The 23,353-nt window shown below is 71.5% G+C and carries 21 protein-coding genes and 1 pseudogene; 16 read left to right on the top strand and 6 right to left on the bottom strand.

Translation table 11 applies throughout. The features are described 5' to 3' along the window. Positions 1-139 precede the first annotated feature (139 nt). From ACFXPX_RS26875 to ACFXPX_RS26895, 5 genes are all read left to right on the top strand, one after another. Entirely contained in the window at positions 140-472 is a 333-nt protein-coding gene (locus ACFXPX_RS26875; protein WP_380643689.1) for a hypothetical protein, read from the top strand. Positions 473-576: 104 nt separating this feature from the next. After that, positions 577-1,359, top strand: coding sequence for an AAA family ATPase (locus ACFXPX_RS26880; protein ID WP_380643691.1), 783 nt, complete (start codon positions 577-579; stop codon positions 1,357-1,359). A gap of 196 nt (positions 1,360-1,555) precedes the next feature. Beyond that, the gene (locus tag ACFXPX_RS26885) at positions 1,556-2,209 is read left to right on the top strand and encodes a helix-turn-helix transcriptional regulator (RefSeq protein WP_380643693.1); all 654 of its coding nucleotides are present in this window, start codon (positions 1,556-1,558) and stop codon (positions 2,207-2,209) included. 32 nt (positions 2,210-2,241) lie between these two features. After that, positions 2,242-2,712, top strand: coding sequence for a DUF3291 domain-containing protein (locus ACFXPX_RS26890; RefSeq protein WP_375896432.1), 471 nt, complete (start codon positions 2,242-2,244; stop codon positions 2,710-2,712). Positions 2,713-2,858: 146 nt separating this feature from the next. Beyond that, complete coding sequence (locus ACFXPX_RS26895; RefSeq protein ID WP_380643696.1) at positions 2,859-3,242, top strand: peptidoglycan-binding protein; 384 nt, start codon at positions 2,859-2,861, stop codon at positions 3,240-3,242. A gap of 216 nt (positions 3,243-3,458) precedes the next feature. On the opposite strand, the gene ACFXPX_RS26900 is transcribed toward ACFXPX_RS26895, so the two are convergent. After that, the gene (locus ACFXPX_RS26900; RefSeq protein ID WP_380643699.1) at positions 3,459-4,088 is read right to left on the bottom strand and encodes a CGNR zinc finger domain-containing protein; all 630 of its coding nucleotides are present in this window, start codon (positions 4,086-4,088) and stop codon (positions 3,459-3,461) included. Between the two features lie 183 nt (positions 4,089-4,271). On the opposite strand from ACFXPX_RS26900, the gene ACFXPX_RS26905 reads away from it, so the two are divergent. From ACFXPX_RS26905 to ACFXPX_RS26915, 3 genes and pseudogenes are all read left to right on the top strand, one after another. Further along, a complete protein-coding gene (locus tag ACFXPX_RS26905; protein ID WP_380525966.1) occupies positions 4,272-5,339 on the top strand; it encodes an alcohol dehydrogenase catalytic domain-containing protein in 1,068 nt (355 codons plus the stop codon). 111 nt (positions 5,340-5,450) lie between these two features. Beyond that, positions 5,451-6,434 carry an alpha/beta hydrolase gene (locus ACFXPX_RS26910; protein ID WP_380643701.1) on the top strand — a complete coding sequence of 328 codons (984 nt, stop codon included), beginning with the start codon at positions 5,451-5,453 and terminating at the stop codon, positions 6,432-6,434. A 1,336-nt stretch (positions 6,435-7,770) separates the two neighbouring features. Further along, a pseudogene (locus ACFXPX_RS26915) lies at positions 7,771-8,298 on the top strand (transposase); the annotation flags it as partial. Here ACFXPX_RS26915 and ACFXPX_RS26920 read toward each other — a convergent pair. Both ACFXPX_RS26920 and ACFXPX_RS26925 read right to left on the bottom strand, forming a co-directional pair. Continuing rightward, positions 8,291-8,776 carry a hypothetical protein gene (locus tag ACFXPX_RS26920; protein WP_380525960.1) on the bottom strand — a complete coding sequence of 162 codons (486 nt, stop codon included), beginning with the start codon at positions 8,774-8,776 and terminating at the stop codon, positions 8,291-8,293. The pseudogene ACFXPX_RS26915 and the gene ACFXPX_RS26920 overlap by 8 nt on opposite strands. 623 nt (positions 8,777-9,399) lie before the next feature. Beyond that, a complete protein-coding gene (locus ACFXPX_RS26925) occupies positions 9,400-10,251 on the bottom strand; it encodes a ribosome-inactivating family protein (protein ID WP_380525958.1) in 852 nt (283 codons plus the stop codon). 1,741 nt (positions 10,252-11,992) lie between these two features. Between ACFXPX_RS26925 and ACFXPX_RS26930 the strand changes: the two genes are divergently transcribed. From ACFXPX_RS26930 to ACFXPX_RS26940, 3 genes are all read left to right on the top strand, one after another. Then, a complete protein-coding gene (locus ACFXPX_RS26930) occupies positions 11,993-12,397 on the top strand; it encodes a peptidoglycan-binding protein (RefSeq protein ID WP_380643704.1) in 405 nt (134 codons plus the stop codon). Positions 12,398-12,612: 215 nt separating this feature from the next. Then, the gene (locus tag ACFXPX_RS26935; protein ID WP_380525952.1) at positions 12,613-13,002 is read left to right on the top strand and encodes a peptidoglycan-binding protein; all 390 of its coding nucleotides are present in this window, start codon (positions 12,613-12,615) and stop codon (positions 13,000-13,002) included. Between the two features lie 1,643 nt (positions 13,003-14,645). Further along, positions 14,646-15,344, top strand: a complete 699-nt coding sequence (locus ACFXPX_RS26940) for a hypothetical protein (RefSeq protein WP_380643706.1) — start codon at positions 14,646-14,648, stop codon at positions 15,342-15,344. Positions 15,345-15,647: 303 nt separating this feature from the next. Here ACFXPX_RS26940 and ACFXPX_RS26945 read toward each other — a convergent pair whose 3' ends face one another. Beyond that, on the bottom strand, positions 15,648-16,922 hold the full coding sequence (locus ACFXPX_RS26945) for a hypothetical protein (protein WP_380526004.1): 1,275 nt from the start codon (positions 16,920-16,922) through the stop codon (positions 15,648-15,650). Positions 16,923-17,838: 916 nt separating this feature from the next. Here ACFXPX_RS26945 and ACFXPX_RS26950 point away from each other — a divergent pair. Both ACFXPX_RS26950 and ACFXPX_RS26955 read left to right on the top strand, forming a co-directional pair. Next, complete coding sequence (locus tag ACFXPX_RS26950; RefSeq protein WP_380643708.1) at positions 17,839-19,176, top strand: hypothetical protein; 1,338 nt, start codon at positions 17,839-17,841, stop codon at positions 19,174-19,176. Between the two features lie 257 nt (positions 19,177-19,433). Further along, a complete protein-coding gene (locus ACFXPX_RS26955; RefSeq protein ID WP_380643711.1) occupies positions 19,434-19,859 on the top strand; it encodes a hypothetical protein in 426 nt (141 codons plus the stop codon). A gap of 102 nt (positions 19,860-19,961) precedes the next feature. Here ACFXPX_RS26955 and ACFXPX_RS26960 read toward each other — a convergent pair whose 3' ends face one another. Beyond that, positions 19,962-20,093, bottom strand: coding sequence for a hypothetical protein (locus ACFXPX_RS26960; RefSeq protein ID WP_380525945.1), 132 nt, complete (start codon positions 20,091-20,093; stop codon positions 19,962-19,964). Between the two features lie 346 nt (positions 20,094-20,439). Here ACFXPX_RS26960 and ACFXPX_RS26965 point away from each other — a divergent pair, with 346 nt between their 5' ends. Both ACFXPX_RS26965 and ACFXPX_RS26970 read left to right on the top strand, forming a co-directional pair. Beyond that, complete coding sequence (locus ACFXPX_RS26965) at positions 20,440-20,829, top strand: hypothetical protein (RefSeq protein WP_380525944.1); 390 nt, start codon at positions 20,440-20,442, stop codon at positions 20,827-20,829. 13 nt (positions 20,830-20,842) lie between these two features. Further along, entirely contained in the window at positions 20,843-21,016 is a 174-nt protein-coding gene (locus tag ACFXPX_RS26970) for a hypothetical protein (RefSeq protein ID WP_380525943.1), read from the top strand. An 850-nt stretch (positions 21,017-21,866) separates the two neighbouring features. Here the strand turns inward: ACFXPX_RS26970 and ACFXPX_RS26975 are convergent. Beyond that, positions 21,867-22,139, bottom strand: coding sequence for a hypothetical protein (locus ACFXPX_RS26975; protein ID WP_380643713.1), 273 nt, complete (start codon positions 22,137-22,139; stop codon positions 21,867-21,869). Between the two features lie 983 nt (positions 22,140-23,122). On the opposite strand from ACFXPX_RS26975, the gene ACFXPX_RS26980 reads away from it, so the two are divergent. After that, positions 23,123-23,350, top strand: a complete 228-nt coding sequence (locus ACFXPX_RS26980) for a hypothetical protein (protein WP_380643715.1) — start codon at positions 23,123-23,125, stop codon at positions 23,348-23,350. Positions 23,351-23,353: the final 3 nt, after the last annotated feature.

Consider the following 23,353-nt stretch of genomic DNA (forward strand, 5'->3'; position numbering starts at 1 on the left):
GGGCATCCCGCCTGGACGCACGCCCGAATCGCCCAAGTACGTCCAGTACGAGGCCGACTCGGGCGCACGCCCAGCCGGGCGCCCAACGCCGCGCGTTGATCTGCCAAGATCCGCCGGACAGGCCCTAGACCCGTAGGGCGTGGGCGGGCGGCGCGGCATCGGCGGACTCCTCCAGGTGTTCAGCAGCGTGAGCTTCGACGAGCGCGAGATCTGGTGGACCGGGGCCCTGGGCTCCCGCAAGCGGTTCGCCTGGGCGGACGTCACCAACGTCGCAGTCGGGAAGAACCGCAACCGCCCCGACTCCGGGGACGTCGTGCGGGTCACCCACCGCGAGCACGGCGACTTCAAGCTGCCGGCGGTGATTGGCATGCCGGGCGCCTGGCGCGACCCGGACTTCGAGACCAAGGCGGCCGACGTCATCGCCACCTGGCGCGCGGCGACGGCGACGGCGACGGCCGGGCCCGCGACGTAGCCGGGCACATGCGCCCCGGCCCCTCGTCTCCCGCTGCACCGGGCGGCGAGGGCCGACCCCGCCGCCCGGCGGCCGGTGTCGGTGCCCCGGCCTACGATCGTTCGATGAGTGTCTTCGCCCCGGGGTTCCTGCGTCACGTCCAGGTCGAACCGGGCCCCGAGGCCGGCGGCTACCCGTTCGACCTGCCCGTGGTCGCCCGCCTCGCCGAGTCGGGGCGGATCGAGTTCGCGCCCGGGGCGACGTTCCTGGTCGGCGACAACGGCTCGGGCAAGTCCACCCTGATCGAGGCGATCGCCACGGCCGCCGGGTTCAACGCCGAGGGCGGGTCGAAGTCCTTCCGCTTCGCCACCCGCTCCAGCGAGTCCGTCCTGGGGGAGCACCTGGTGCTGCGCTGGAACCGGCGCCCGCGCACCGGATACTTCCTGCGCGCGGAGAGCTTCTACAACGTCGCCACCGAGATCGAACGCCTGGACCGCGAAGGCCCGACCCCGCTGCTGCCCGCCTACGGCGGCCGCTCCCCGCACGAACGCTCCCACGGCCAGTCGTTCCTGGACCTCGCGCTCCACCGCTTCGGGCCGAACGGCCTCTACGTCCTCGACGAGCCGGAGGCGGCGCTCTCCGTACAGGGCTGCCTGGCCCTGATGGTCAGAATGCGCGAACTCATCACCCAGGGAAGCCAGTTCGTGATCGCGACGCACTCGCCGATCCTGCTCGCCCTCCCCGGCGCCCGGATCCTGCAACTCGAAGCCGACGGCACCGTCGAGCAGGTGGGATACGACCAGGCCGAACCCGTCACGCTGACCCGCGCCTTCGTGAACCGGCCCGAGCGCTTCCTGCGCGACCTGTTCGGCGAGGACGAACCGGGCCCGTTCTCCCCACGGGCCTGACGCACGCCGACGACACGCCCGGTCCCGACGGACGCATCCGGACCGTCCTGATCGACAGCAGCCTCCGCAGCCTCGTCGCCGACTGCCGTGCCCGTGCCTGTGCCCGCGTCGGCGCGCCGGGTGCGTTCGCCCGGGCCCGCCGGCCCCTGCGACCAGCCCCTCTATCTCCAATGGCCATTGTTCCTAGAATGGCCGCATGGAGCACATCGAAGCGATCGCCGCCCTGCACGACCCCGTGCGCCGCCGCCTCTACGAGTACGTGTCGGCCCAGGGCCGCGAGGTGGGCCGGAACGAGGCGGCGGAGGCCGTCGGGGTGGCGCGGACACTGGCGGCGCACCACCTGGAGAAGCTGGTCGAGGCCGGGCTGCTGGAGAGCGGCAGTCGCAGGCTCACCGGGCGGTCGGGGCCGGGGGCGGGGCGGCCGGCGAAGGTGTACACGCGCACGCGCGCCGAGCTGGGGGTGTCGCTGCCCGCGCGCGACTACCGGACAGCCGCCGAACTGCTCGCCGAGGCCGCCGAGCGGGCCGGGTTGGACGACGGGCTGCGCGCAGCCGCGCGGCGGAGGGGGGAGGCCGAGCGCGGAGCGGCCGCGCCCTGCGGGGGACTCGACGAGGCCGTCGCGCTGCTGGCCGCCCGCGGGTACGAACCCCGCCTGGAGGAGGGGGCCATCCGCATGCGCAACTGCCCCTTCCACTCCGTCGCCGAGCGCTTCCCGCCCCTGGTCTGCGGCATGAACCTCGCCCTCCTGGAGGGACTTCTCGGCGCGGACGGCACCCTCCGTGCCCGGATGGACGCCCGGCCGGGGGAGTGCTGCGTGGTGGTCGAGCCTTCTAAAAACAATACTGATTGACATAGAAAGAAGGCCCGTGCTGGGATGGCGCCATGACCTCCCACCACCTCGCCCAGTTCAACGTCGCCACGCTCCGCCACCCCGTCGACGACCCGCGCATCGCGCCGTTCGTCGAGATGGTCTCCCCGATCAACGCTGCCGCCGACACCGCCCCCGGCTTCGTCTGGCGGCTCACCGCGGACGGGACGGACGACGCGAGCGCCCTGCGCCCGGCGGGCGAGGACGTCGTCGTCAACATGTCGGTCTGGGAGAGCCAGGAGGCGCTGTGGGAGTTCACCTACCGCAGCGGGCACCTGGAGGCGATGCGGCGCCGACGCGAGTGGTTCGAACGCAACGTCGAGGCGCACCTGGTCCTGTGGTGGGTCCCGGCCGGACACCTGCCGGACATCGACGAGGCCCTGGAACGACTGGCCGACCTGCGCCAGAACGGCCCCTCCCCACGCGCCTTCACCTTCAACTCCCCTCGCACCCCGGACGCGGCCCCGCCACTCACGGGCGCGTGAACGGCCGCTCCCGTCGGCCTGAGGACCTGCCTCCGGGGGCAGGTCCTCAGGCCGTCCAAGTTGTGGGCGTTCAACCTGCGGCGGTGGAGCGCCGGCGCGTGCACGCCGTTCGGTGGGCCGGCGGCCCCGGTCAAGGAGCCGTGTCCGTGGCGACTGAGAGCACGCGCGCAATAGCACGGGTCGCTGCGGGCCTGACGTTGTCGCTGTCCGTGGTCATCGGCCTCAGCGGAACGGCCGAGGCCTCCACCAGCGCCCCTTGTGTGCAGAAGGGGTCGCACGGACCTGCGGTTTCGTGTGTCCAGGCCTTCCTGAACGGTGTCGGCCTCGGCCACAGGATCGCCGTGGACGGCGACTTCGGGCCGGACACGAAGAGCACGGTCGAGGACTTCCAGCGCGCGTACGGCAACGGCCTTGACATCGACGGCGTTGTCGGGCCCAGGACCGGCACCGCCCTGTGGAACTCGTACTGGAAGATCAATCCGCTGGGCGTCATGGGCTATTGCCACGACTACATCCCGACGACTTCGTAGCTTCGTAGCCTCGCCGATGATGCCAGACGGCCCTGCCACTCCTGCGAAGGAGCGGCAGGGCCGTCTGGCGTCGTGGACGCCGTCGATCGCGAACGCCCGCAGCCGGCGCCGCTGGTAGCCCGTGCCCGCGGTGTACGCGAGATGGGCGGCGGGCCGGTACACCCCGGCGCCGCCGCCGGGCAGCTCCGGAGCGCGGAGGCGGCCGGGGAGCCCCGGTCAGGCGTCGTCGGCGGGCGTGTGCAGTCTGGCCCGGTAGGCGCGCTTCTTGACGAGGGCGCCGCAGGTCTTCATCGAGCACCAACGGCGGGCGCCCGCGCGGGAGGTGTCGACGAAGAGGGCGCCGCAGCCGGGGTTGCCGCAGACACGGACGCGGGTGCGGTGCTCCGAGGCGCAGAGGGCGATCAGGTCCCGGGCGACCATCGAGAGCACCGCCGCGATCGAGTCGCCGTGCCGGCGCACGGTGGCCGCGTCGGGGGCGAGTTCGGGCCTCGGGGGCGGCTCGGCGGCGGCGCGGTTGACGAGCGCGATGTCCGCGGGGGAGGGCGGGACGGCGTCCGCCAGGGCGCGGCCGGTTCGCTGGATCGCCTCGCGCAGCTGCCCGGCGTGGTTCAGGTCGGCTTCGGTGCAGGGCGGCGCGGCTGTCGTGCAGGCGCTCTGCACGGCCCAGCGGCTCAAGTCCTCGGGCCGGGCCAGTCGTTCGAAGGGCGTGCCGGTGCCGCGGTCGGCCAGGGTGCCGGCGAAGGCGAAGCACAGCCGGGCGTCGTCGAAGCGGAAGTCGGTCTTGGCGCGCTGGCGTCCCTCGCGGCCGCCGTCCTTGCCGCCCGTGTCCTCCACGCTGCTCTCCATGTCCACCACTTTATGCGGTTGACATGTTTTCGGGCAAACGGCTAGCTTTCAGGTCCACCGCTTGAACCGGTGGACTTTTGACGTTCGGGCGATCGCTCCCCGATTCCCCCCGACTCACCCCCGCTTCCCCCAACTCGCCACCGCTTCCCGCAACTTCTCCCCCCAGCACGAGGAGGCCGCGCCATGCGCGCCGCAGTCATCGAGGAACTCCGCAAGCCGCTCGTCCTCCGCGACGTGCCCGACCCCGTCTGCCCGCCGGACGGCGCGATCGTGCGCGTCGGGGCGAACGGGATCTGCCGGACCGACTGGGCCCTGTGGGCCGGGCAGTTCTGGACGGGCGGACCGCGGGTCGAGGCCCCGTTCGTCCTCGGCCACGAGTTCGCCGGCACCGTCGTGGAGGTCGGCCGCGAGGTTCGGGGGTGGAAGGAGGGCGACCGCGTCATCTTCCCGATGAACCCCGGCGAGGGCTCGTGCGAGATGTGCCGCAGCGGCAACCAGCACGTCTGCGACCACGTCGACGCACTCGTGCCCGGGGTCTCCTACTGGGGCGCCTTCGCCGAGTACGTCATGGTCCGCTTCGCCGACGTCAACCTGGTCGAAGTGCCCGAGGGCGTCGGTTTCGTGGACGTCGCCGCGCTGGCCTGCCGCTACATGACGGCCTTCCACGGGGTCGTCGACCAGGCGCGGATCCGCGGCGGCGAATGGGTCGCGGTGTACGGCGCCGGCGGCGGCATGGGCCTGTCGACGGTGGAGATCGCCGCGGCGACCGGCGCCAACGTCATCGCGATCGACATCACGCAGGACAAACTGGACGCCGCCCGCGCGCTCGGCGCCGTCCACACCGTCAACGCGGCCGCGACCGACCCCGTCGAGGCCGTGAAGACCCTCACCGGCGGCGGCGCGCACGTGTCGGTCGACGCCGTCGGCATCGCCGCCGCCTGCCGCAACTCCGTGCTCTCCCTGCGCACCCGCGGCCGCCACCTCCAACTCGGGCACACCACCGCCGCGGAACAGGGGGACGTCGCGCTGCCGGTCGACGTCATGATGGTCAAGGAACTGGAGTTCCTGAGCGCCTTCGGCATGCAGGGCCAGCGCTTCGGCACGATGCTGAACATGATCGCCGCCGGCCGGCTCAGCCCCGGCCGCATCGTCTCGCGCACCGTCGGCCTCCACGAGGCGAGCGAGGTCCTGGAGTCCCTGGAGACGTACGGGCCCACCGGCATCGTCGTCATCGACGCCTTCCGCCCCTGAACCCTCCGAACCGGCCTGAACCAGTCCGAACAGGCCTGACCGTCCGAACCCTCTGAACCCTCTGAACCATCCGAACCGTCCGAACCGTCCCCCCGAAGAGCAGGCACACCCATGCCCGATTCCCGCCGACTGATGGACCAGGAACTGAGCCTGGCCCTCGACGCGGTCCCCATGACCCCCAACGGCGCCTTCGACCTGACCGACCTCGCCACGACGCGCGCCGCCTTCCGCGCCCAGGCCGAAGCGGCCGCCGACAGCCTTCCCGCCGACCCGTCGGTCACCATCGAGGAACACCTCGCGAGCCGAACGGACGGCCCCGACGTACCGGTCCGCCTGCTACGGCCCACGGCCGCGCCGGGACCGCTGCCGGTGCTGCTCTGGTTCCACGGCGGCGGACAGGTCCTCGGCTTCGCCGCCCAGGACGACCCGTGGCTGACCCGACTGGGCGCGAGCCTCGGCTGCGCCGTCGCTGTCGTCGACTACCGGCTCGCCCCGGAGACACCCGCCCCCGGCGCCGCCGAGGACGGCTTCACCGCCTACCAGTGGCTCGGCCGCGAGGCGGACGCCCTGGGCCTGGACGGCACCCGCATCGGCATCGCCGGCCAGAGCGGCGGCGGAGGCATCGCGGCGGCCACCGCCCTCCTGGTCCGCGACCGCGGCGGCGCGACACCCCTGTTCCAGTCACTGACCTATCCCATGCTCGACGACCGCAACCGGACCGCGTCGAGCCACGAGATCACCGACATCGGCATCTGGGACCGCTCGACCAACCTCCTGGCCTGGCAGGCGATCCTGGGCGACCGCGCCGGCACCGACGACGTCTGCCCGTACGCGGCCCCCGCCCGCGCCGCCGACCTCGAAGCCCTGCCGCCCACCTTCATCACCGTCGGCGACCTCGACTGCTTCCGGGACGAGGACCTCAGCTACGCCACCCGCCTGCGCGCCCACGGCGTCCCCGTCGAGCTCCACCTCTACCCCGGCGCCTACCACGCCTTCGACCTCATCGCCCCCGCCTCCCGACTGGCCGCCACCTTCCACCGGACCTGGTTCGACTACCTCGCCCGCCAGTTCCACACCACACCGGCCCCCACCTGACACCGCACCCCACCTGACACCGACCCCGACGGACACCGCCCGCCGAGTTCCCCGGCCGGCTCGCGGCCGCCCGGCCCCGGGCCGGGGGACGGAAGTCATTGCACCACCTCGACGCACGGGTGTTCCAGGGAGAGCGGGCAGCGGTAGAGCTGCAGGACGTTGCCGCGCCCGATGGCTGTCCCGAGGTCGAAGTCGAGGCGCCGGTCCTCGACGGGGCCCAGCCGCCGCCACCCACGACGTCGGGGTCGATGGTCAGCAACGGCCGCATGACGGCCCGGCACTCCTCGCAGTACGCCGTGTACGGGTCCATGGAGGCACACGGGGCCCAGCCGCCGACCTTCCACCCGGGGGCCACCGCCAGCTCGAACCGGTAGTAGGCCCGGTACTCCCCGATATTGCGGTACAGCGGGTCGGTACCGGCCAACTCCCGCGCGCACCAGCCCTCACACCAGCCCTCGATGCGCTCCGCGAGGCCGTCCGCCAGCTCCAGCGGGGCCGGGTACTCCGTCACCACCTCGGGGTGCAACACGCACGGCTCCGGCAGATACTCGCCGTGCCCGGCGACCTCGGCGGGTAGCGGCGGCGCGGTCAGCAACTCACCTACCAAGGCGGAGGAGCGCCACAGAACCTTCGGCGCCGGCGCCCACTGGGGGTCGTGTTCCAGCGGGCACCACAACACCTGCATCACATCGGCGTCCCCAGGACACGGCAGCAGCGGTACGTCCCGCGCGTAGAGCTGGGCGACCGGCAGCATCGCGTTCGGCCGCCCGCTCCACGGGTGCCCGGCGAAGGTGGCCTCCAGCGCCGCGTCCTGCGCCGCCGTGCGGCCCGTCGTCCCGTACAGCGCCCGCCGAAGCCGGACGTCGGCGACGGACACCGCGGTCCCGCCGTCGTGCTCCTCCGGGTGCGGCCCCGCGCAGACCGGCCACGGCTCACCGGCGGGCCACAGCAGCGGCCCGCCGACCGAGCTGTCGCGCACGCCGGGTGCGCCCGGGCGCGGATGCAGCCGGATCGCCTGCCGGGCGAGCGGCGCCAACTCCGGGAAGACGGCGGCGATGTCGACCGGGCGCGGCGGCGTGACACGGACCATCGGTGGCTCATCCCTCCAGCGATGAACGGGTGCACGGACCATAGCCCCCACCCCTGACACCACCGCAGCCGGAGCCAGCCCCCGTTACCTTCTTGGTGGCCCCGCAACGGGGCTCCCGGCCTCCGGTCCGGCATGACTGTTCCCCCCTGTAGTTCGCATGATCCGGGGGGTGGTGTCACCGGGCCGGAGGCATCGGTAGACCGCTGATAGAGGCAGGACCACCAGCGTGCTGGGAGGCTCTTCGTAGAGCAGACCGTGGTCGTCCCGGGCACCGAGGCGGCCGCGCTGATCGTGCCGAGCCTGGCCGGCTCGCTGCGGGCCGTCCTCGACCAGCGCAAGCTCCTGGAGAAGCGGATCCAGGAACTGCTGGACGAACACCCGCTGTCGCAGATCCTGACCTCCATGCCCGGCATCGGCACCCGGACCGGCGCCCGCGTCCTGATCGACGTCGGGGACGCGAGCGCGTTCCCGACCGCTGCCCACCTCGCCTCCTACGCCGGCCTTGCCCCCGCGACCCGCAGCTCCGGATCCTCCATACGCGGCGAGCAACCCTCCCGGAGGGGCAACAAACAGCTGAAACGGGCATTCTTCCTGGCCGCATTCGCCCCGCTCGGCGACCCGGCCTCCCGCACCTACTACGACAAGAAGATCGGCCAGGGCAAACGCCACACCCAGGCCCTCCTCTGCCTGGCCAGACGCCGAGTCGACGTCCTGTTCGCCATGCTCCGCGACGGCACCTTCTACGAGTCCCGGCCCGCCGAAGCGGTCACCTGAACTGCGGGTCCGCCATCAGGAGCACGCGGTCTGCGTCGGGATCGAACCCGAGCACCGGGTGCCCGTAGTCGCCTTCGGCGGTCATGACCACGGGCTTGCCCAGCCGGCGGCCGACCGCGGTCAGGAGCCCGCACAGGACGTCCACTCCCTCCTGGCCCTGAAGCTCGCGGAGGTCGACATCGAAGTCGATCCCCTCGGCAGACCACGGACGGAAGATCGCCAGCACGCCCGGGACCGGCCACACCCGCAGTTCGACCGTCTCGGCATCGGCCGGACGCGTCAGTACTTCCACAGCCAGAGGCAACGGCCCGGCGACTCCGCCCTCCGTGAACTCCCACGCCCAACCATCCGAGCGGACCAGATCGAACACCGCCTGCCAGTCCGCCGCCGAGGTGCCCTCCACGAACACATCCGGCAGAGCACCCATCACGTCAGGGTCGAAGAAGTTCCTGACGTCGTCCCACAGCAGATCCGGCATCCCACCATGCTGCCCGCCCACGGCTCCAGAACGCAGCCCGATTTCCTTGACGAACCCCATAGAGGCACCCCCCGGAAACACCGACAGCAGCCCCCGGCCCGGCGGCTGTCGGTGGCTGTCGACGGCCGAGCTTCCCGGCTGATGATCGATACGGAATCAGCAGGGTTTCTCCGTCGGGTCTTTCGTGCTTTCCGAGCACGGTGTCGACGTCCGGCCCGTCCCAGCGGCCTCGTGGCCTTGCCCGGGCCGTCGTCCTCCTCGTCCGCCCCCGCCCGGTCCCGCCTCGCGCCGGGCTCGACCCCGGCCGCCGCCCCGTTCACTGCTGCGCCGCTGCCGTCACCCCCGAGGATCCGTTCCGGCCCGCAGGCCCCCGCCGGCGAGCCCGCCGGCCAGGACGCCGTGGTGTGCCCCGCCCCCGGGTCGGGCTGGGGCCGGCCGGTGCCGTGTCGGCGTCCTGGGGCTTCCTGGAAGGACTCGACGACTCCAGCGCGACCCGCTTCCCCCGCAACCGGGCCGCCTGACCCGTCTCCGCCATCGCGGCTGACGGCTACCGGGAGCCGACGGCCGGACAGGCCGTGCTGTTCGGCGCGGAGCGGGCCGGCCAGGACTCCTTCCATCAGGGATCAGAGTTGGGCGACGGAGCCCATCACCTCGACGAAGGAGAGCCGGGTGCGCAGGTCGTTGAAGTTGCGGACGGTGTTGCCGAAGAGGTTGAGGTAGGACGAACCGTTGCGGCGGACGTCGTGGGCGAAGCGGGAGATCTCGTCCCACTGGTTCTCCAGCCCGGCGAGGTCCCGGCCGAGCGGGGTCTCGTTGTGGTTGTAGATGTTGTTGTAGACCTGGGAGAAGATCGGGCCGAAGCGGGCTGCCTCGGAGAACGCCTGGATCATGAGCAGCAGGGACGCGCCGACGCTGTCGTTGTAGCCGGTGGCGTGGCCGAGCACGTAGGCCGCGTTGTAGAGCGTGGCCGGGGTGATCCGGAGGTTCTCCCGGTTGTTGCCGCCGGGCAGGCTGGTGTAGTTGCCGGTCCGGACCAGGCTGCGGGTGCCGACGCCGAGCGAGGCCCCCATGTCGCGGCCGTCGGCGAAGGAGAAGTGGTGCCGGCCGGAGGCGGCGTCGCCGCCGTACGGGGCGTAGAAGCCGGCCAGGTAGAGGTTGTCGGCCCAGAAGTAGAGGGAGACGAGCTCGTTGCCGCCGGTGTCGCGGATGCGGATCTGGACGATCCGGGAGGGGTCGGTCGTGGTCTGCATGACCGCGTTCTCGTGGGTGGCGTTCCCGTAGGTGTTCTGGTGCAGGCCGTCGACTGCGTGGTAGTACCGAGCGGCGTGCTCCTGGCCGCCGTCGGTGACCCGGGAGATGTCCCAGTCGACGATTCGGTAGTTGGTGGCCGACGCGGTGCCGCTGAGACCGGTCACCAGCCCGAGGGCCAGGGCGACGCAGATCAGCGCGGAGTGCAGCTTCTTCAGGGGGTTCACAGGATTCAGGGGTTCCCGTCAGGTGGATCGAGGCCTGGTGGCGGCCCGTTCGGTGAGGTCGGCTCAGCCTAAGTACCCGATTCACACCCCTTCGTTCCCACCGCGCACACGCCATCGCCCGTGCGCGCACAGGGGCATCAGGTGTACTGCGGCTCCCGGACGGACGCGCCGTCGGCAGGTGCGCTCTCTGCCGCTCGCTCCAACGCCGGATCCTGCCCGAGCTTCTGGCTGACCAGGTCGTGGAACGGTGTGACTCGGTTGGGTCGAGTCAGCGGCGGCAGGCGGAGAACCGGCCGGCCACACGGCCTCGACGGCCTCAGCCGAGGCGGTCCCCGGGGGAGGGGAGCGGGCGGCGCTCGCCCGCGCGAGGAGCGCCAGGGCCTGCTCGGAGGCGGAGTCGGCGGGGGTCGTGCACACGACGAGCACCTGGTCGGGCGAAGGGGCGCGTGGCAGGAGCAACGCCACCGGCCGGCAACCGACTTCTGGAACCCGCGGACCAACGAGTGCGGGTCGCACGCAGCGGGCCGACGTTCGCCGTCAAGCAGTGGGCCGGATTCTCCCGCCTGTCCTGACCCTTGACCCCTGAGCCCTGAGCCCGCCGAAAGGACCTACCCCCCGTGCCCCGACAGGAAGATCCGCTCGTCGAGACCCCGGCGGGGGCCGTGCGCGGCCTGCGCACCGCGACCGCCGCCGACCCGCTGGCCGGGCTCAGCCCGTTCGGCCTGGTCCTGCCCGTCCAGCTGGCTGATGCCCTCGCCCACGGACCGACCCGCGACGTCGACCTGCCCATCGGCACCAACACCCGGGAGGCCCACCTCTCCCTCGCACCGCAGGACGCGCTGGAACCCACCACCGAAGCCGACCTGCTCACCCTCGCCGCCCGCCTGCACACCGACCCGCACGGTGCCCTCACCGCCCACCGCACGGCCCGCCCCGACGACACACCGGGCGGAACTGCGCTCGGCCCGGCTCGGAGCGGCCCTGTTCGAGACCGGCACGGCGCGCATGGCGGCGGCCCACGCTCGGATCTCCGGCGGCCGCACCCACCGCACTCGCCGCCCGCGTCCACGGCGCCTGGACCACCTTCGCCGGCAGCGGCGACCCGGGCTGGCCCCGCTACGGCCCGCTGCGCCCCGCGGCGGAGCCCTCGGCCGCGGCGCGGCGGCGTTCCGCTGAGTCGTCGCGTCCCACGATGCCCGGGTGGTGGGCCGGATCACCGAGCTGCGCGCCCACCGCGCCGAGCCCCAGTTCACCACCGCGGCGGGGGCCTCCGCCGCCGGGGCCGGGGCCGGGGAGGGCGGGCCGCCGGCCCCGCCAACCGCACTGGCCTCGGCGACGACCCGGCCTTCCGCCCGGGCTGAGGGTTTGCGGTTGGTTGAGAAGCATCGGGTCGTGCGGGGTGGTGTTCGGATGCCGGCCCGGCGCGGTGAGGCCGTGGCGGCCGCGCGCACCGGGGCGAACCGGCCGCCGGGAGGGCTCAACTGGCCTGGGGCCGTCTCAAGATGGGGGAAGGCCCGCGGAGTGTCCGCAGGTGAGCTCGGTGGGACGGGCCGTTGGGACGGGGGAGGGACGTGTTGAGACGCCGAACCGTCGCGGGTGGGGCCGACCGGACCGCACGATGATCAAGCCCGGCGCCGGGATGCCGATGGTCGCACCGCGCAGCCGCGCCACCCGTCATCCCCTGCGAAGCCGGCCCGCCCGCAGCCCACGCAGCGAGCGGCGACTACGGAGGAGCCACGTCATGACTTTCCGCAAGCGCATCGCCACCACCCTGGCCACCGCCGCCCTGGCAGGCGCCGCCCTCACCGCCGGCACCGGTACGGCCGACGCGACCCCGGGCGCGTCCTACATCACCCAGGGCCAGAACGGCTTCCAGGTCTACTGCGTGCAGGTCGGCATCAACTGGGCCACCTGGAGCAGCGCGCACGTGTGGCCCGTCGACGGCTCGTTCGGGCCGGACACGCTCGCCCAGCTCCAGCAGTTCCAGCACGACTCCGGCCTCAAGGCCGACGGCATCGTCGGGCCGGACACCGGTGACAAGCTCTGGCAGGCGCTCCAGATCGACATCTCCAAGAACAACAACCCCCAGAGCGGGTACGGCCTTCCGGTCAGCAGCTGCTACGACGTGCTGCCCACCCACGGCTGACGGCTCCGCCCTTCGCCGTGACACCTCCGCAGGCGGCCACAGGCCCGAACAGCGAACGCCCGCCGCCTGACGGCCGACCGGAAAACGACGAGCCGTCAGATCGTCGGCCCCGGGGCCCAGCTGCCATCACGCGACGGCGGCCGACAACGGCGGACTCGCCGGTCCGTCCGTGGCCGCACGAAACGATCCTCCCCATCACCACCCAAGGAACCCACATGATCAAGAATGTCATCGGCCGCGGTCTCGTGGCCGCCGCTGCCCTCACGCTCGCCACGGTCGGGCTGACCGGTACCGCGCAGGCGTCGACCACCGCACCCTGGCTCGGCTACGGCCACACCACCTCGGGCACCGGGGTGTGGTGCGTGCAACACCTCGTCAACGACTACCTGCGCGCGGGCAGCAGCCCGACCATCGACGAGGACAGCCAGTGGGGTCCGAAGACGGACGGCGCCGTGCGGGACTTCCAGGCGCACGTGTACGGCAACCTGCAGCAGGACGGCATCGTCGGCCCGCAGACGGGCAGCAAGCTGCTCAACTACGACTGGACCGACCCGTACGCCGGACCCAACGGCTCGTGCCGGCCGTTCGTCCCGACGGTCAGCTGACAGCCGGAACCGGAAGGTGCGGGTGAGCCCCGGACGACTACCGCCCAGCAGCCGTCCGGGGCTCACCCGCGTCGAGAGGCGGTATCGCCCCAGAGCGGTGTGCGGCACGCTCGTCTCCCCACATGCGCGCGCTGACGAAGGCGCAGGAAGAGATCCTGCGGAACCCCTTTCGACGTGCCCGACCTAACGCGGGGCCTCGCGGAAGCCGTGCGCAACGACACCGACCGCGACAGCACCGGCGCCATCCCGACGCGACTCCTGCCGTAGCTCCTGCTGTGACTCCCGATGCGGCTCCCGATGCCGGCACCCCGGACCCGGGCGGTCGACGGCATCGGTGCAGCTCAACCGGCCCGTCGCCGGGGCCGGAAAATCCGACATCCCTCTGCGCGCCCCTGTTATCCCGGTGGTGGTTGGTGCGCTGTCGGGCCAGGTGGGCCTGTGGCGCCGGTTGACGGCCCCGGCGGCCGGGTGCCGCCGGGCGGTCGTCCGTCCAGCCGCAGGGCCGCCCTGCCGGGCCGGCACCCGGGCTCGCCCCCGGGCCCGCCGCTGCGCCGGCGACTGCTGGTTGTCCATCGAAGCCGCCCTGGGCGACCCAGCCGGCGATGCGCACGTTCGGCTTCCGTTCCAGGAGCGTGCCGGGGTTCTTCGGCGGTGCCCCCGTGAGCAGCGTCGCGTCCTGGCCGACACCGCCGTCACGTCGGCGCCGGGCCGGTGCGCGCCGACCGGTGCGCTCACCCCGAGGCGCGCGAGGAGGTGCTTGACGACGCCGACCTGCTCGTCCGTTCCGGGCGTGAGCGTCACGGCCACCAGGCGTGCCCACGGATGGGTCGCGAGGGCGCACAGGGTGAAGACGTCGTCGGGGTCGCCGGTCTCCATGTCGAGCACGATCGGGATGGCCATGCCCGTGACCGTGCCGATCCGACGGGGCGTCACCAACGGGATTTCGGCTGGGCGGGGCCCGCGTCAGGCGCAGGTGTGTTCGTAGGCGAAGCGATCCGGAGCCCGGGCATCATGGGCAGCTCGCTCCTGGACATCCACGTCGACCAGGAGAAGACGGACGCCCGAAGGCGCCCGTCACCGCTCGGTGGTGGTCGGCGCCTTCGGGCCCGTCGGCCTGTCCGCCGTCGGGGTCGCCCCGGGGAGCCGCTGCGCCGTCGCGCCCGGGGCCGTGTCGTCGATGCGCATGAGTCGGGTGCGGGCGCAGCTCCCGGTCCCCGACCGGGAGCTGCGCCCGGAACGGGTGCCCCGTGGCTGCGTGGGCGGCCTGCCGTTCGGCCTCCTCCAGCCGGGAGGACTCGGCGTGCTGCTCCTCGCTCACCCCTTGCCGGGCGGCGGCCAGGTCGCCGTCCCACCGCGGCAGGCCGGCCAGGAAGGCGGCCCGCTCGGCACGCACCGCTACCAGGGCGCGCCGTGCCTGGCGGAGATCGTCGGGGGGTGCGCGCATCCCAAGCAGGCGGGGGAGCCACCGCGACGGGGACACCTCCGGGCCGGAGGCCGGGGGAGCGTCACCCGGCAAAGGCCCACAGGGCGGACCCTGTCAGGGTGCGGACCGGGTCCCGTCGCCCTGGCGGCGGCCCGAGGGCACCGGCCGCCCCCCCAGGCCCGGGGCACAATGGCATGCTCCGGCAGGGGAGGAGGGGCCCATGGGGAAGGCGGACGGCCCGCGGGACCGGCGCCCGTGGCGCGGACCGGCGGCGGGTCAGGTGCTGCGCGGCCTGATCACCGTGCTGGGGCTGGCGATCGTGGTGTTCGGCTTCGTCCGCTACCACGATGCCTACGACGAGGGCCGGGCCTACCTCGACGCACCTGTCTGCCGTGCCACGGCCGACGGGGTGGCACAGGCGGACTGCCTGCGTCCCGAGAGCGGCCGGGTGACGAAGAAGTGGGTGGACACCGACAGCGACTCGACCTCGTACCGCCTCGCGGTTCTCCGGGAGAACGCGCCGGGCCGCACCTACACGGTCGACGAGTCGTTCTACGACGCGGTGGACGTTGGCTCGACCGTGGAACTGCGCTTCTGGCGGGGCCGGGTGGCCGAGGTCATCCACCAGGGGCACCGAACCGACCCGCAGACCGCGCCGTGGGCCCTGATGTTCCGGATCGGGCTGCTGGTCGCGGCGGGCACGGCGCTGCTGGCCGGCGGCCTGGCCGGGGCGTTCCTGAAGGCATGGAGGATCCAGACGGTGATCCTGGTCCCGCTGTTCCTCCTCACCTGGGGCGCCGGTGCGCGGCTGCTGGCCTGGCGCTGGCCACAGGCCCTCACCATGGGCCTGCCGGCGCTGGCCTGGCTGATCGCCGCCGCCCTGGCGACGGCCGTGGCCGTGGCGGCGGCGCAGGACTGAGCGGCCGCGACCGGCTCTGGGCGCAGCCGCGGGTGGTCACCCTGGGAGCGGGTCTTCACCGCCCTGCTCGCCCAGGCCGACGCCGAGGGTGACCCGGAGCGGATCGTCTCGGTCGACTCCACGATCGTGCGCGCGCACCAGAACGCAGCCTGGGCCCGCCGAAGGGGGCCCCGGCCGGGAACTCAGAGCCGCTCAGGCGCCTACGGCATGTCCGTGGAGTAGGCCCAGGCCGTCCGACCTCGGTCCACGTGAGAGGGAAGTCGGGCGGCCTGGGCCGGGGGCACCGCGTCAAGCGGGGAAGAGTCAGACCTTCACCAGGTCATACGTGCCCGTACCGTCCTGCCTGCCGCTGGAGTACTGGCGGATCAACTCCCCGTCCGCGTAGCGGTCGTGGCCCAGCATCGAGCCGGTGTACTTGTTCTGCAGGCCGATCTTCGAGCCGCCAGGTACGTCGCGGTAGATGGAGAACCGCTGGAGGTCGTCCTCCCCGCAAGGGGCCGTTGTGAGGTAGGCCTGCTCCTGGTTGGCGATGTTGGCCGGGATGGTCGCGCACCCGCCATTGCCCCAGTTCCACAGGGACGCCTCGACAACCCCGTTGCGCTCCGTCACGTTGCACAGCCGCCAGTTGTCCAGGTGGGCGCTCGTCCAGTTGGATTCGCGCAGCCGGACGCCATCGTTGGCCAGGAGCGGTGCACTCCAGTTCAGGGGCTTGCCGGGGACGTGGATCCTGTAGACGTCAGGTTGGCAGTTCAGGGCGGCCCGCGTGGCGGGCGCACTGGCCCGCGAGGTGGCCGTCTTGCCCGCTGTGCCCTTCGCTGCCGCGTCCCTGGCCGCGGTGGCCTTGGCGGAAGCCACCGGCCCTGGTGCGTGTCCGGCCCGGGGCGGGGTCTCGCAGTCCAGGAGACCCTGCGCCTTGCGCATGATGCTGTTGGCGGGCACCTTGTCCTCGCAGCGCACCGCGCCCTCTTCGAGGGTGGTGTAGGTGGTGTAGCTGCCGCTGTCCGGTCCCTCGATCCACTGCAGCGCCCAGCTGCCGTCGCCCTGTTGGACGCGGTTGCAGTTGAGGCTTCCGTAGGTGCCGGTGACCTTCTTGGTGCCCTTGTAGACGCCGTAGTAGCCGGGGTCGTTGAAGTTCCAGCTGACCGAGGTCGACTCGCTGCTGGTGGAGGAGTAGTTCACCTGTACGTTCAGGCCCAGCATCGCACCGACGGTGCCGAGGGCTTCGACGGCGAAATCGCCCTTGATCTCGCCGTTGAGGCCGACGGAGACCGAGACGGTGGTCTGGGTGCTGGTGGTGACGTTCTGGTAGCCGGTCGAGCCCGCGGTGACGTACCAGCCCTTGAAGTGGGTGATCGTCGGGGCGACTTCGGTCGACTTGATGAACGGGTGGCGCTTGCCCAGGTCGGCCGCCGTGCAGGACTGCCCGGCCTGAACGACGCCGGCGCCGGCGGCGGGGGTGGCGTCCTGGGCGGCGGCGGGGCCGGCCACGGCAACCATGGCGGCGAGCGTCGATGCAGTGGCCGTGGTGAGGGCGATCAGCCCTCTGGCCCAGCGGCCGGAAGCTCCTAAGTGGCTCATCATGCCCTTTCCTCGGCCGGGTGCCGTGACGCCCCGGGCCGGAACCCTGCCAGCTGTGTGGTGGGGAGCGGTGGTCGGTGAGGCGAATTTAGCGTCGGCAGCGATGCAGTGGCGATGACGGAATCGGACGGTCCGAGGCGGAACTCATTGCCTTTCAACGGCTATAGGAAATTCTTGACCTGACCGAGGTTCATCAGGATTTCATCGGCGGAGCTACAATCCGCCACCGCCGCCGGACAGATTGGCTGTTCGGTCGTGATTCCGCTGCCGTCACCTCGACGGCCGGCGACTGCCGGAAAGGATTTCATGGTCTGCCGGCGCGGCCGGCCGCCACCAAGCCGTCACGTATTCGGCCATCTCGCGCAGTCTGAAACCTAGGGCCTTCAACGGCCGTGGCGCTTTGACTGTTTGCGCGCCGGCGGGAACGGCCCTATGAACCATGGGGGGCAGGCGATCGCCGGCATGACAGAAGAGAATCCAGCGGGTGGCTGGCGGTGAGCTGGAAGGAGGAGCTTCGATTCCGACAGCCGATCCGGCAGCGTCCGTATGATCCCCGACCGCATCCAGCACGGGCACGGAACGCAACCAATCGGAAAACAGGGAGAAAGCGAACCGCCCTTATCAGGTTTGCATCGCAACCACGAAGGACGAGACCGAAGACCGAAGAGGCGGTGCAGGGCCCTGTCAAGGGCGACGCCGGCAGCCGCTGTCGCCTTCGGCGGCCCAGTGACGGCCGCCGTGCCCGCGCATCCTGCCGACCGCGGGGGCGCCGTCGCGAGGACGGGCGGCGGCGTGAGGCCCGAACAGGCCGAAGGACGACCACGGAAGACCAATTTATGGCCGGCTCAGACGGGCACTACGCCGGTTCGATCCCGAGCGGATTTACCTGCCACCGGAAAATAGGGGGGGACCACCTTTGAAACGCGTCAGTCGACTGCTGGCGGCTATAGCCGCACTCGCCCTCACCGCAGCCCTTCTCACCCTGGGCTCCTCACCGGCCGCCGCCGCAGGCCCCAAGCCTGCCGCGTCGGGCCCGGGCATCGAGTACACGGCCCAGCCCGGCGACGTTGCTCAGCGCAGCACGAACGGCAAGGGGACGGCGGAGATGCCGATCTTTCCCGACAACCCCGCGGGAACCGAGTGGTTGAACGACTGTCTCGGTTCGTCGGACGCCCAAAACCCAGGCGGTCGCGTCTACAACCGGTTCAGGTGGTGCCAGGAATACGAATTCAAGAACAGGTACTACAAGAAGGTGGACGGCAAGCCCGTCCTGAAGGGCACCAACACGATCAAGTTCCAGGCCGCCGCCATCGGCTACAACGACACCCGCGCCACCCGCGTCTTCTTTCGCGCCAAGACCGGCCAGGTCAACTACGACGGGTGGAACTTTCTGGAGAAGCGGACCGTCGCCCCGAACCTGAAGCTGGAAGTCACCCCCGAATGCGTTCCGGACGCCAATCAACCCACGACTGCCACGTGCGGCGTCGGGCGGTCCCCGGCGAAGATGGAATGGGCCCAGTGGAGCAACTTCCCTGACTGGGTCTACTGGGACGTCTCCTCCAGCGGTGGCGAGGGCCAGGACCAAGTCGCCTTCCACCAGTGGCGCTTCTACATGGACGGCGCGAGCCCGGGATACGAGCAGAGCACCGAGCGCGGCGAGGGCCCCCCGATCGGTATCCGCTGCGACTCGGCGGACTACTTCACGCAACGCAACAAGAGCTACCCGCACGCCTGCATCTACACCAACGCCTTCCCGGTGCTGACCTACGGCGACAACCGTCCCAACATCCGCCAGCACATCCGCGACGCGCAGAACGCCCCGGCCACCGACGGCGTCACCTACCCCAAGGAGAACCACCCCAAGAAGGTCCCCGGCAAGTGGTCGCCGACCGCCGGGTCTCGGGGCGCGCCGCTGCACCGCGTGGTGAGCCGAGGGAAGGGCGGTGCGATCGCCCTGGCGAACGAGCAGGTGAAGAAGGCGGCATGCGGACAGAAGGACGGGGCCAACCCGTGGGGCCCGGACTACAACGCCGCGACCGGTCTTCCGCCGTACAACACCTCGGTCGAGGACTGCGACGAGTACCCCTTCAGTTCCACCTACGAGGGCGCATCGTCGATCGAATGGGACTTTTCGGTGCGCAACATCGCGAACGGCGAGAACCGGGGGGCGGGCACCGATCTCGGCGACTTCTACGTCGACGACCGGATCCTGGCCTGGCCCCTGGAAGATCCGTACTGGGTGAACGTCGACTGACGTCACGCCCGGTTGATCGCCGGTGGTACAAGTGCGGCCACCGTCCCTACCTCCCCCGGGGCGGTGGCCGGATTCGGCCGGTCGGCGACCGGGGCCTTCCATGGACGAGATCGCCGATTCGTTCGCACAAGCGGGGACGCCTGCCCGAGACTGGCATGCACCCGAGAGGCGAGGAGGACGTTGATGAGCGACTGGCAGGTGTACGAGAGCGGCGAGTGGACCGTCCTGGCCAAGGATCCTGTCCCAGGAGGTAGTCGGTGAGCGCCCCCCGGTTCATCGGCCACAGGGTAGTGCTGTCGGCCGTCGTGGTGTTCTGGTGGGCTGTCAACGTGCCGTGCGCGGCGGCCGGGCTGATCGCGCTCGGCACAGCGTGGCCGATCAGCTGGCTGGCCGCGATCGTTCTGCCGACGAGCGGGATCCCCTGCGCGCGGTTGCTGCACCGGATCGACGCCTCGGGCGGCCGCACCGCAGGAAGCCGCCTGATCACGGTCCTGCTGCTGTTCGTGATGGCCGTCGGGTTCGCGGGCGTGTCCTACCCCGTCGGAAACCCGGGCCGCCTCTCCTGGTACATGACCGGCTTCTTCGCCGCGGTCGACGTCCTGGTCGCCTACCAGTTCCCGCGTGTCATCATCGCGCTCGCCCACACCCGCCCGGATCGCGGCCAGGACACGGCAGCTGCGTAGCCGGGTACTGGCCGCCCCGTGGCGCTGGCCCGTGGACACTGAGGGGGACCGGTCGCCGTCCGGGCCCCCGAGCGGGCGGCGGGCCGGTCCCCTGTCGGGGTGTCAGTGCCAGGTGATCTCGATGTGCTGGACCAGGGCCAGCAGCAGGGTGACGGCCAGTGCGGCGCCGGCGTTGGCGAGGACGGCGCCGGGCATCCGGCCGGGGTCGCGCCAGGCCGGGCGCCGTGGGCGCACCGTGGGGGAGTGCCGGGGCGTGGTGGTGGTGCGCGGTGCCGGGCGCCGGAGCCGCGGCCTTCCTCCACACAGCCCACCGCGTTGTTCGTGAACGTCATCCCGCCGTCCAGCGACACCACCGAGGACGCCGGACAGACGTCCACCGGCACCGGTCCCGTCGTCTCCGCGACCAGGGCGGCCCTTCCCTGCGAGAACCCACCGGGAACCAGCCGATCCACGGGGCACCCCCCTGGGCACCTCTGGATCCCTTCCCGCAAAGGATCTTCCATTCTTAGTCTTACCCCAGGCAATGAGGAATGGGGTCCTGGCCGGAACCGTTCCTCCGAAGCGTATGGAGAATCTGCAAATGAAGCGCGCCATATCCGGCATAATTTCTACTGCCCTGCTCGGCGGTATTCTCGTGACCGGCACTGCGGGTACAGCGTTCGCGACAGGCCAACCCGTTGGGAGCCGAGCCGTCATAACTGAGGTCAAGGACGTATCCCCCATCGCCCAGGTCGACCCGGTCGGCGAGCGGCGGTCAATGTGTCTATGGAAGCATGATGAGAACGACTGCGCATCGCTGCTGGTAAGCAAAAAGATGACTGACATGGTGAAGAATTGCCTTCTCAAGGCCGGGATCGGCGGAGCGGGGGCATTCGTTATCGGCAAGTATGTCAGCAAGGATGTTGCCAAGGATATCGCGGCAAAGGTCGTCGGCGCTGGGGCGACAGCCTGCCTGTCATCCTTCTCGTAACGGCGAGCATGCAATGGCGATCAAGATAATTGCCACGCTCGTCTGGACGGCTGGGCTCATCGGGGTTGTCAAGCTGCTGAGCGGAAACGACTTGGCGCAGTGCGCCGCCATCTTCGTTCTGAGTGGCCTCTATGCCCTGCTGATAGACAAGTTGCCCTCGCCAAGGGATCGCGACGAGGGCAACTGATCGGAACCAAGGTGCGCACTCCAGCCCCCGGCCAGAATTCGGCCGGGGGCTGGAAGAAGTTCCTGGACAGCCGGCGCAGACAGGACAGCGGGCCTCACGCTCGGCTGCCTTCTCACGGTCTATCAGGTCATGTCCGACGGCCTTCCGGCCCTCGGGGGAACGTCATCCGATCACCGCTGGAGTTTCCAGGCCAGTGCCGGCACGGCGCCGACCGGGAGGGCGAACAGGCCCACCAGGATGCGGTTGTGCAGGGTGTACGGCAGACCCGCGACCACGGGGTAGGGGAGCAGGCAGGCCGCCGCGAGGACGTCGACGACGAAGACGACGTCCGGCGGCCGCAGGGGGTGGGAACTGGTCCGATTGGCCCAGCCGGTGACGATTTCGAAGCTGGAGACAGTACGACCACTGAGGCGAGCGCGCTGGGTACGGGCGCCAGCGCGGCATGCGGGGTCGTGCCGCCGGGCCGCAACCGCGCCACGGCGACCAGGAGCCCCACGCTGAAGGCGATCGCCAGGACGGCGAGGACCCGGCCGACGGGCGTCGAGCTTGACGGCGAGGTCGGTGTCCCCGTTGCGCAGGAACGGGGAGATGTCCCAGCGGTTGGAGTCGTAGCCGAAGTTGTTGCGGTAGTAGGGGTTGCGGACGAACCTGTCAGCCGGGGGCGGCGCCGAGGGCGGCCAGGAGCGGCAGCAGCTCCGGCTTCGGGACGCGGGTACCGGTGAGGTAGAGGCTCACCGTCTGCTCGGTCACCCCACCGTACGGGCGATCCGCGCGACCGAGGCGCTGGCGGCGGTGCGGGCGGCCCGCCGGGCCGCTCTGCTGTTGGCCGTCGCCGGTTGCGGGGTTCGGATCAGTCGGCGGAAGGGCCGCCGGGGGCTGAGCAGCCGTACGACAGCAAGATCATTTGCGAGTAGGAGTGCAGGCTGACGTACGAGACCGTGTTCCTGAGAGGGATGTCGTCGTACCGGTCGGGTTCGGCGCCGCCGCAGGCCTTGTAGAGGATCCCGGAGTCGCCGCCGGGGGCGGCCGCGGCGGGTGCTGCGGCCAGCGTGCCGGTGGCCAGGAGGGTGACTGCCAGGCATGCGGTCGCGCGCTGAACGTGCCGCATCAGGACTCTGGTCACGGTCGCTCCTTCGAGGCTTGCCGGGCGCAGGCGTGTCTGCGGTTTCCGGCGCTGCCTGTCCCGTCGATCTGACGTACAGCCGATTCCATATCCCGCGGGGTCGGGGGTGGCGGTCTGCGGTCCGCCCGGTTTGGTGGTGGCGGGGTTGGCCGGGTGGCGTATCAGAAGGTCGGGGGTGGGGGCGGTGGGTGCCTTAATGGTGACTGTCGGCGATTGCCGGCCGGGGGGCCTGGTGTGGAGGACGGTGGAGCGCGGTGGGTCGATCCCTCTCTCGGGTCCTGGCGGTCGCGGCGGGGCTGGCGGTCGTGCTGGCGTCACCGGCGAGCGCGCAGGCACGGCCTCGTGCCGCGGCCGGTCATGGCAAGAAGGTGTTCACCAGTTCCGGCCAGTGGGATCCGCCGGAGGACGTCACGCAGGTCACCGTCTACCTGTGGGGGGCGGGTGGCGGGGGCGGCGGGGGTGGGGGCGGGTCGGGGTCCTTCCTGCGATGCTCCATCGACATCTCCGAGTATTCGCCCACCACGCGCTTCCACGTCACGGTGGGTACCGGGGGTGGGGGTGGGGCGTCCGGCCGTGGTGGGGTCGGCGGAAAGGGCGGAGTCAATCTCGCCGCCGGCGACGGAAGGACCGGCTGGACGGGCGGCGGTGGCGGACGTGCCGAAGCGGCCTCTGCCACGTCCTTCGATGACTCGATACCCAACACGGACGACTTCACGCCGGTCGTGAGCGCCGGATCGGGTGGTCCCGGTGGCGGTGGCGGCGGCGGGGCGGGGGGCCACGGTGGGAGCGAGGACGGCGGGGTCTCCGGTCCGGGCGCGGCAGGCGGGGCCGGTGGTGCCCGGGGTACTGGGGGTGGCGGGGGTCTCGTCCTCACCGAGGGGAAGAGCTGCGGGAAGGCCGTTGAGGGGCGGGCCGGCACGCCCGGGAATGCGGGTGACGGCGGAGGCGGGGCGGGTGTCAGGGTGAACAACGGGAATGGGGGCATGCCCGGCGGCGGCGGACCGGGCGCGGCCGGAGGCGGCGACAGGACCGTCACGCTGCCCGACGGCACCACCTACACCGTCCCCGTGGCCATCGGTGCGGGCGGTGAGGCGGCGTCCGGCGGCCACGGCGGCCTCCTGACGCACGTCGGAGCCAAGCCCGGTAACCCCGGCCATGGAGGAGAACGTGGCGGCACGGGCGGCAACGGCCTGGTGGTCATCGCCTGGTAGCCG

The organism is Kitasatospora sp. NPDC059146, assembly GCF_042786665.1.
In the GTDB taxonomy this organism is placed as follows: domain Bacteria; phylum Actinomycetota; class Actinomycetes; order Streptomycetales; family Streptomycetaceae; genus Kitasatospora.

What these genes read in the sequence shown, in the direction of transcription:
- ACFXPX_RS26890 (WP_375896432.1), top strand. Translation starts at nt 2,242, where the DNA reads ATGACCTCCCACCACCTCGCCCAGTTCAACGTCGCCACGCTCCGCCAC.
- ACFXPX_RS26945 (WP_380526004.1), bottom strand. Translation starts at nt 16,922, where the DNA reads ATGAGCCACTTAGGAGCTTCCGGCCGCTGGGCCAGAGGGCTGATCGCC.
- ACFXPX_RS26935 (WP_380525952.1), top strand. Translation starts at nt 12,613, where the DNA reads ATGATCAAGAATGTCATCGGCCGCGGTCTCGTGGCCGCCGCTGCCCTC.
- ACFXPX_RS26965 (WP_380525944.1), top strand. Translation starts at nt 20,440, where the DNA reads ATGAAGCGCGCCATATCCGGCATAATTTCTACTGCCCTGCTCGGCGGT.
- ACFXPX_RS26920 (WP_380525960.1), bottom strand. Translation starts at nt 8,776, where the DNA reads ATGCCGGATCTGCTGTGGGACGACGTCAGGAACTTCTTCGACCCTGAC.
- ACFXPX_RS26970 (WP_380525943.1), top strand. Translation starts at nt 20,843, where the DNA reads ATGGCGATCAAGATAATTGCCACGCTCGTCTGGACGGCTGGGCTCATC.
- ACFXPX_RS26885 (WP_380643693.1), top strand. Translation starts at nt 1,556, where the DNA reads ATGGAGCACATCGAAGCGATCGCCGCCCTGCACGACCCCGTGCGCCGC.
- ACFXPX_RS26910 (WP_380643701.1), top strand. Translation starts at nt 5,451, where the DNA reads ATGCCCGATTCCCGCCGACTGATGGACCAGGAACTGAGCCTGGCCCTC.
- ACFXPX_RS26940 (WP_380643706.1), top strand. Translation starts at nt 14,646, where the DNA reads ATGGGGAAGGCGGACGGCCCGCGGGACCGGCGCCCGTGGCGCGGACCG.
- ACFXPX_RS26930 (WP_380643704.1), top strand. Translation starts at nt 11,993, where the DNA reads ATGACTTTCCGCAAGCGCATCGCCACCACCCTGGCCACCGCCGCCCTG.
- ACFXPX_RS26980 (WP_380643715.1), top strand. Translation starts at nt 23,123, where the DNA reads ATGCCCGGCGGCGGCGGACCGGGCGCGGCCGGAGGCGGCGACAGGACC.
- ACFXPX_RS26880 (WP_380643691.1), top strand. Translation starts at nt 577, where the DNA reads ATGAGTGTCTTCGCCCCGGGGTTCCTGCGTCACGTCCAGGTCGAACCG.
- ACFXPX_RS26900 (WP_380643699.1), bottom strand. Translation starts at nt 4,088, where the DNA reads ATGGAGAGCAGCGTGGAGGACACGGGCGGCAAGGACGGCGGCCGCGAG.
- ACFXPX_RS26905 (WP_380525966.1), top strand. Translation starts at nt 4,272, where the DNA reads ATGCGCGCCGCAGTCATCGAGGAACTCCGCAAGCCGCTCGTCCTCCGC.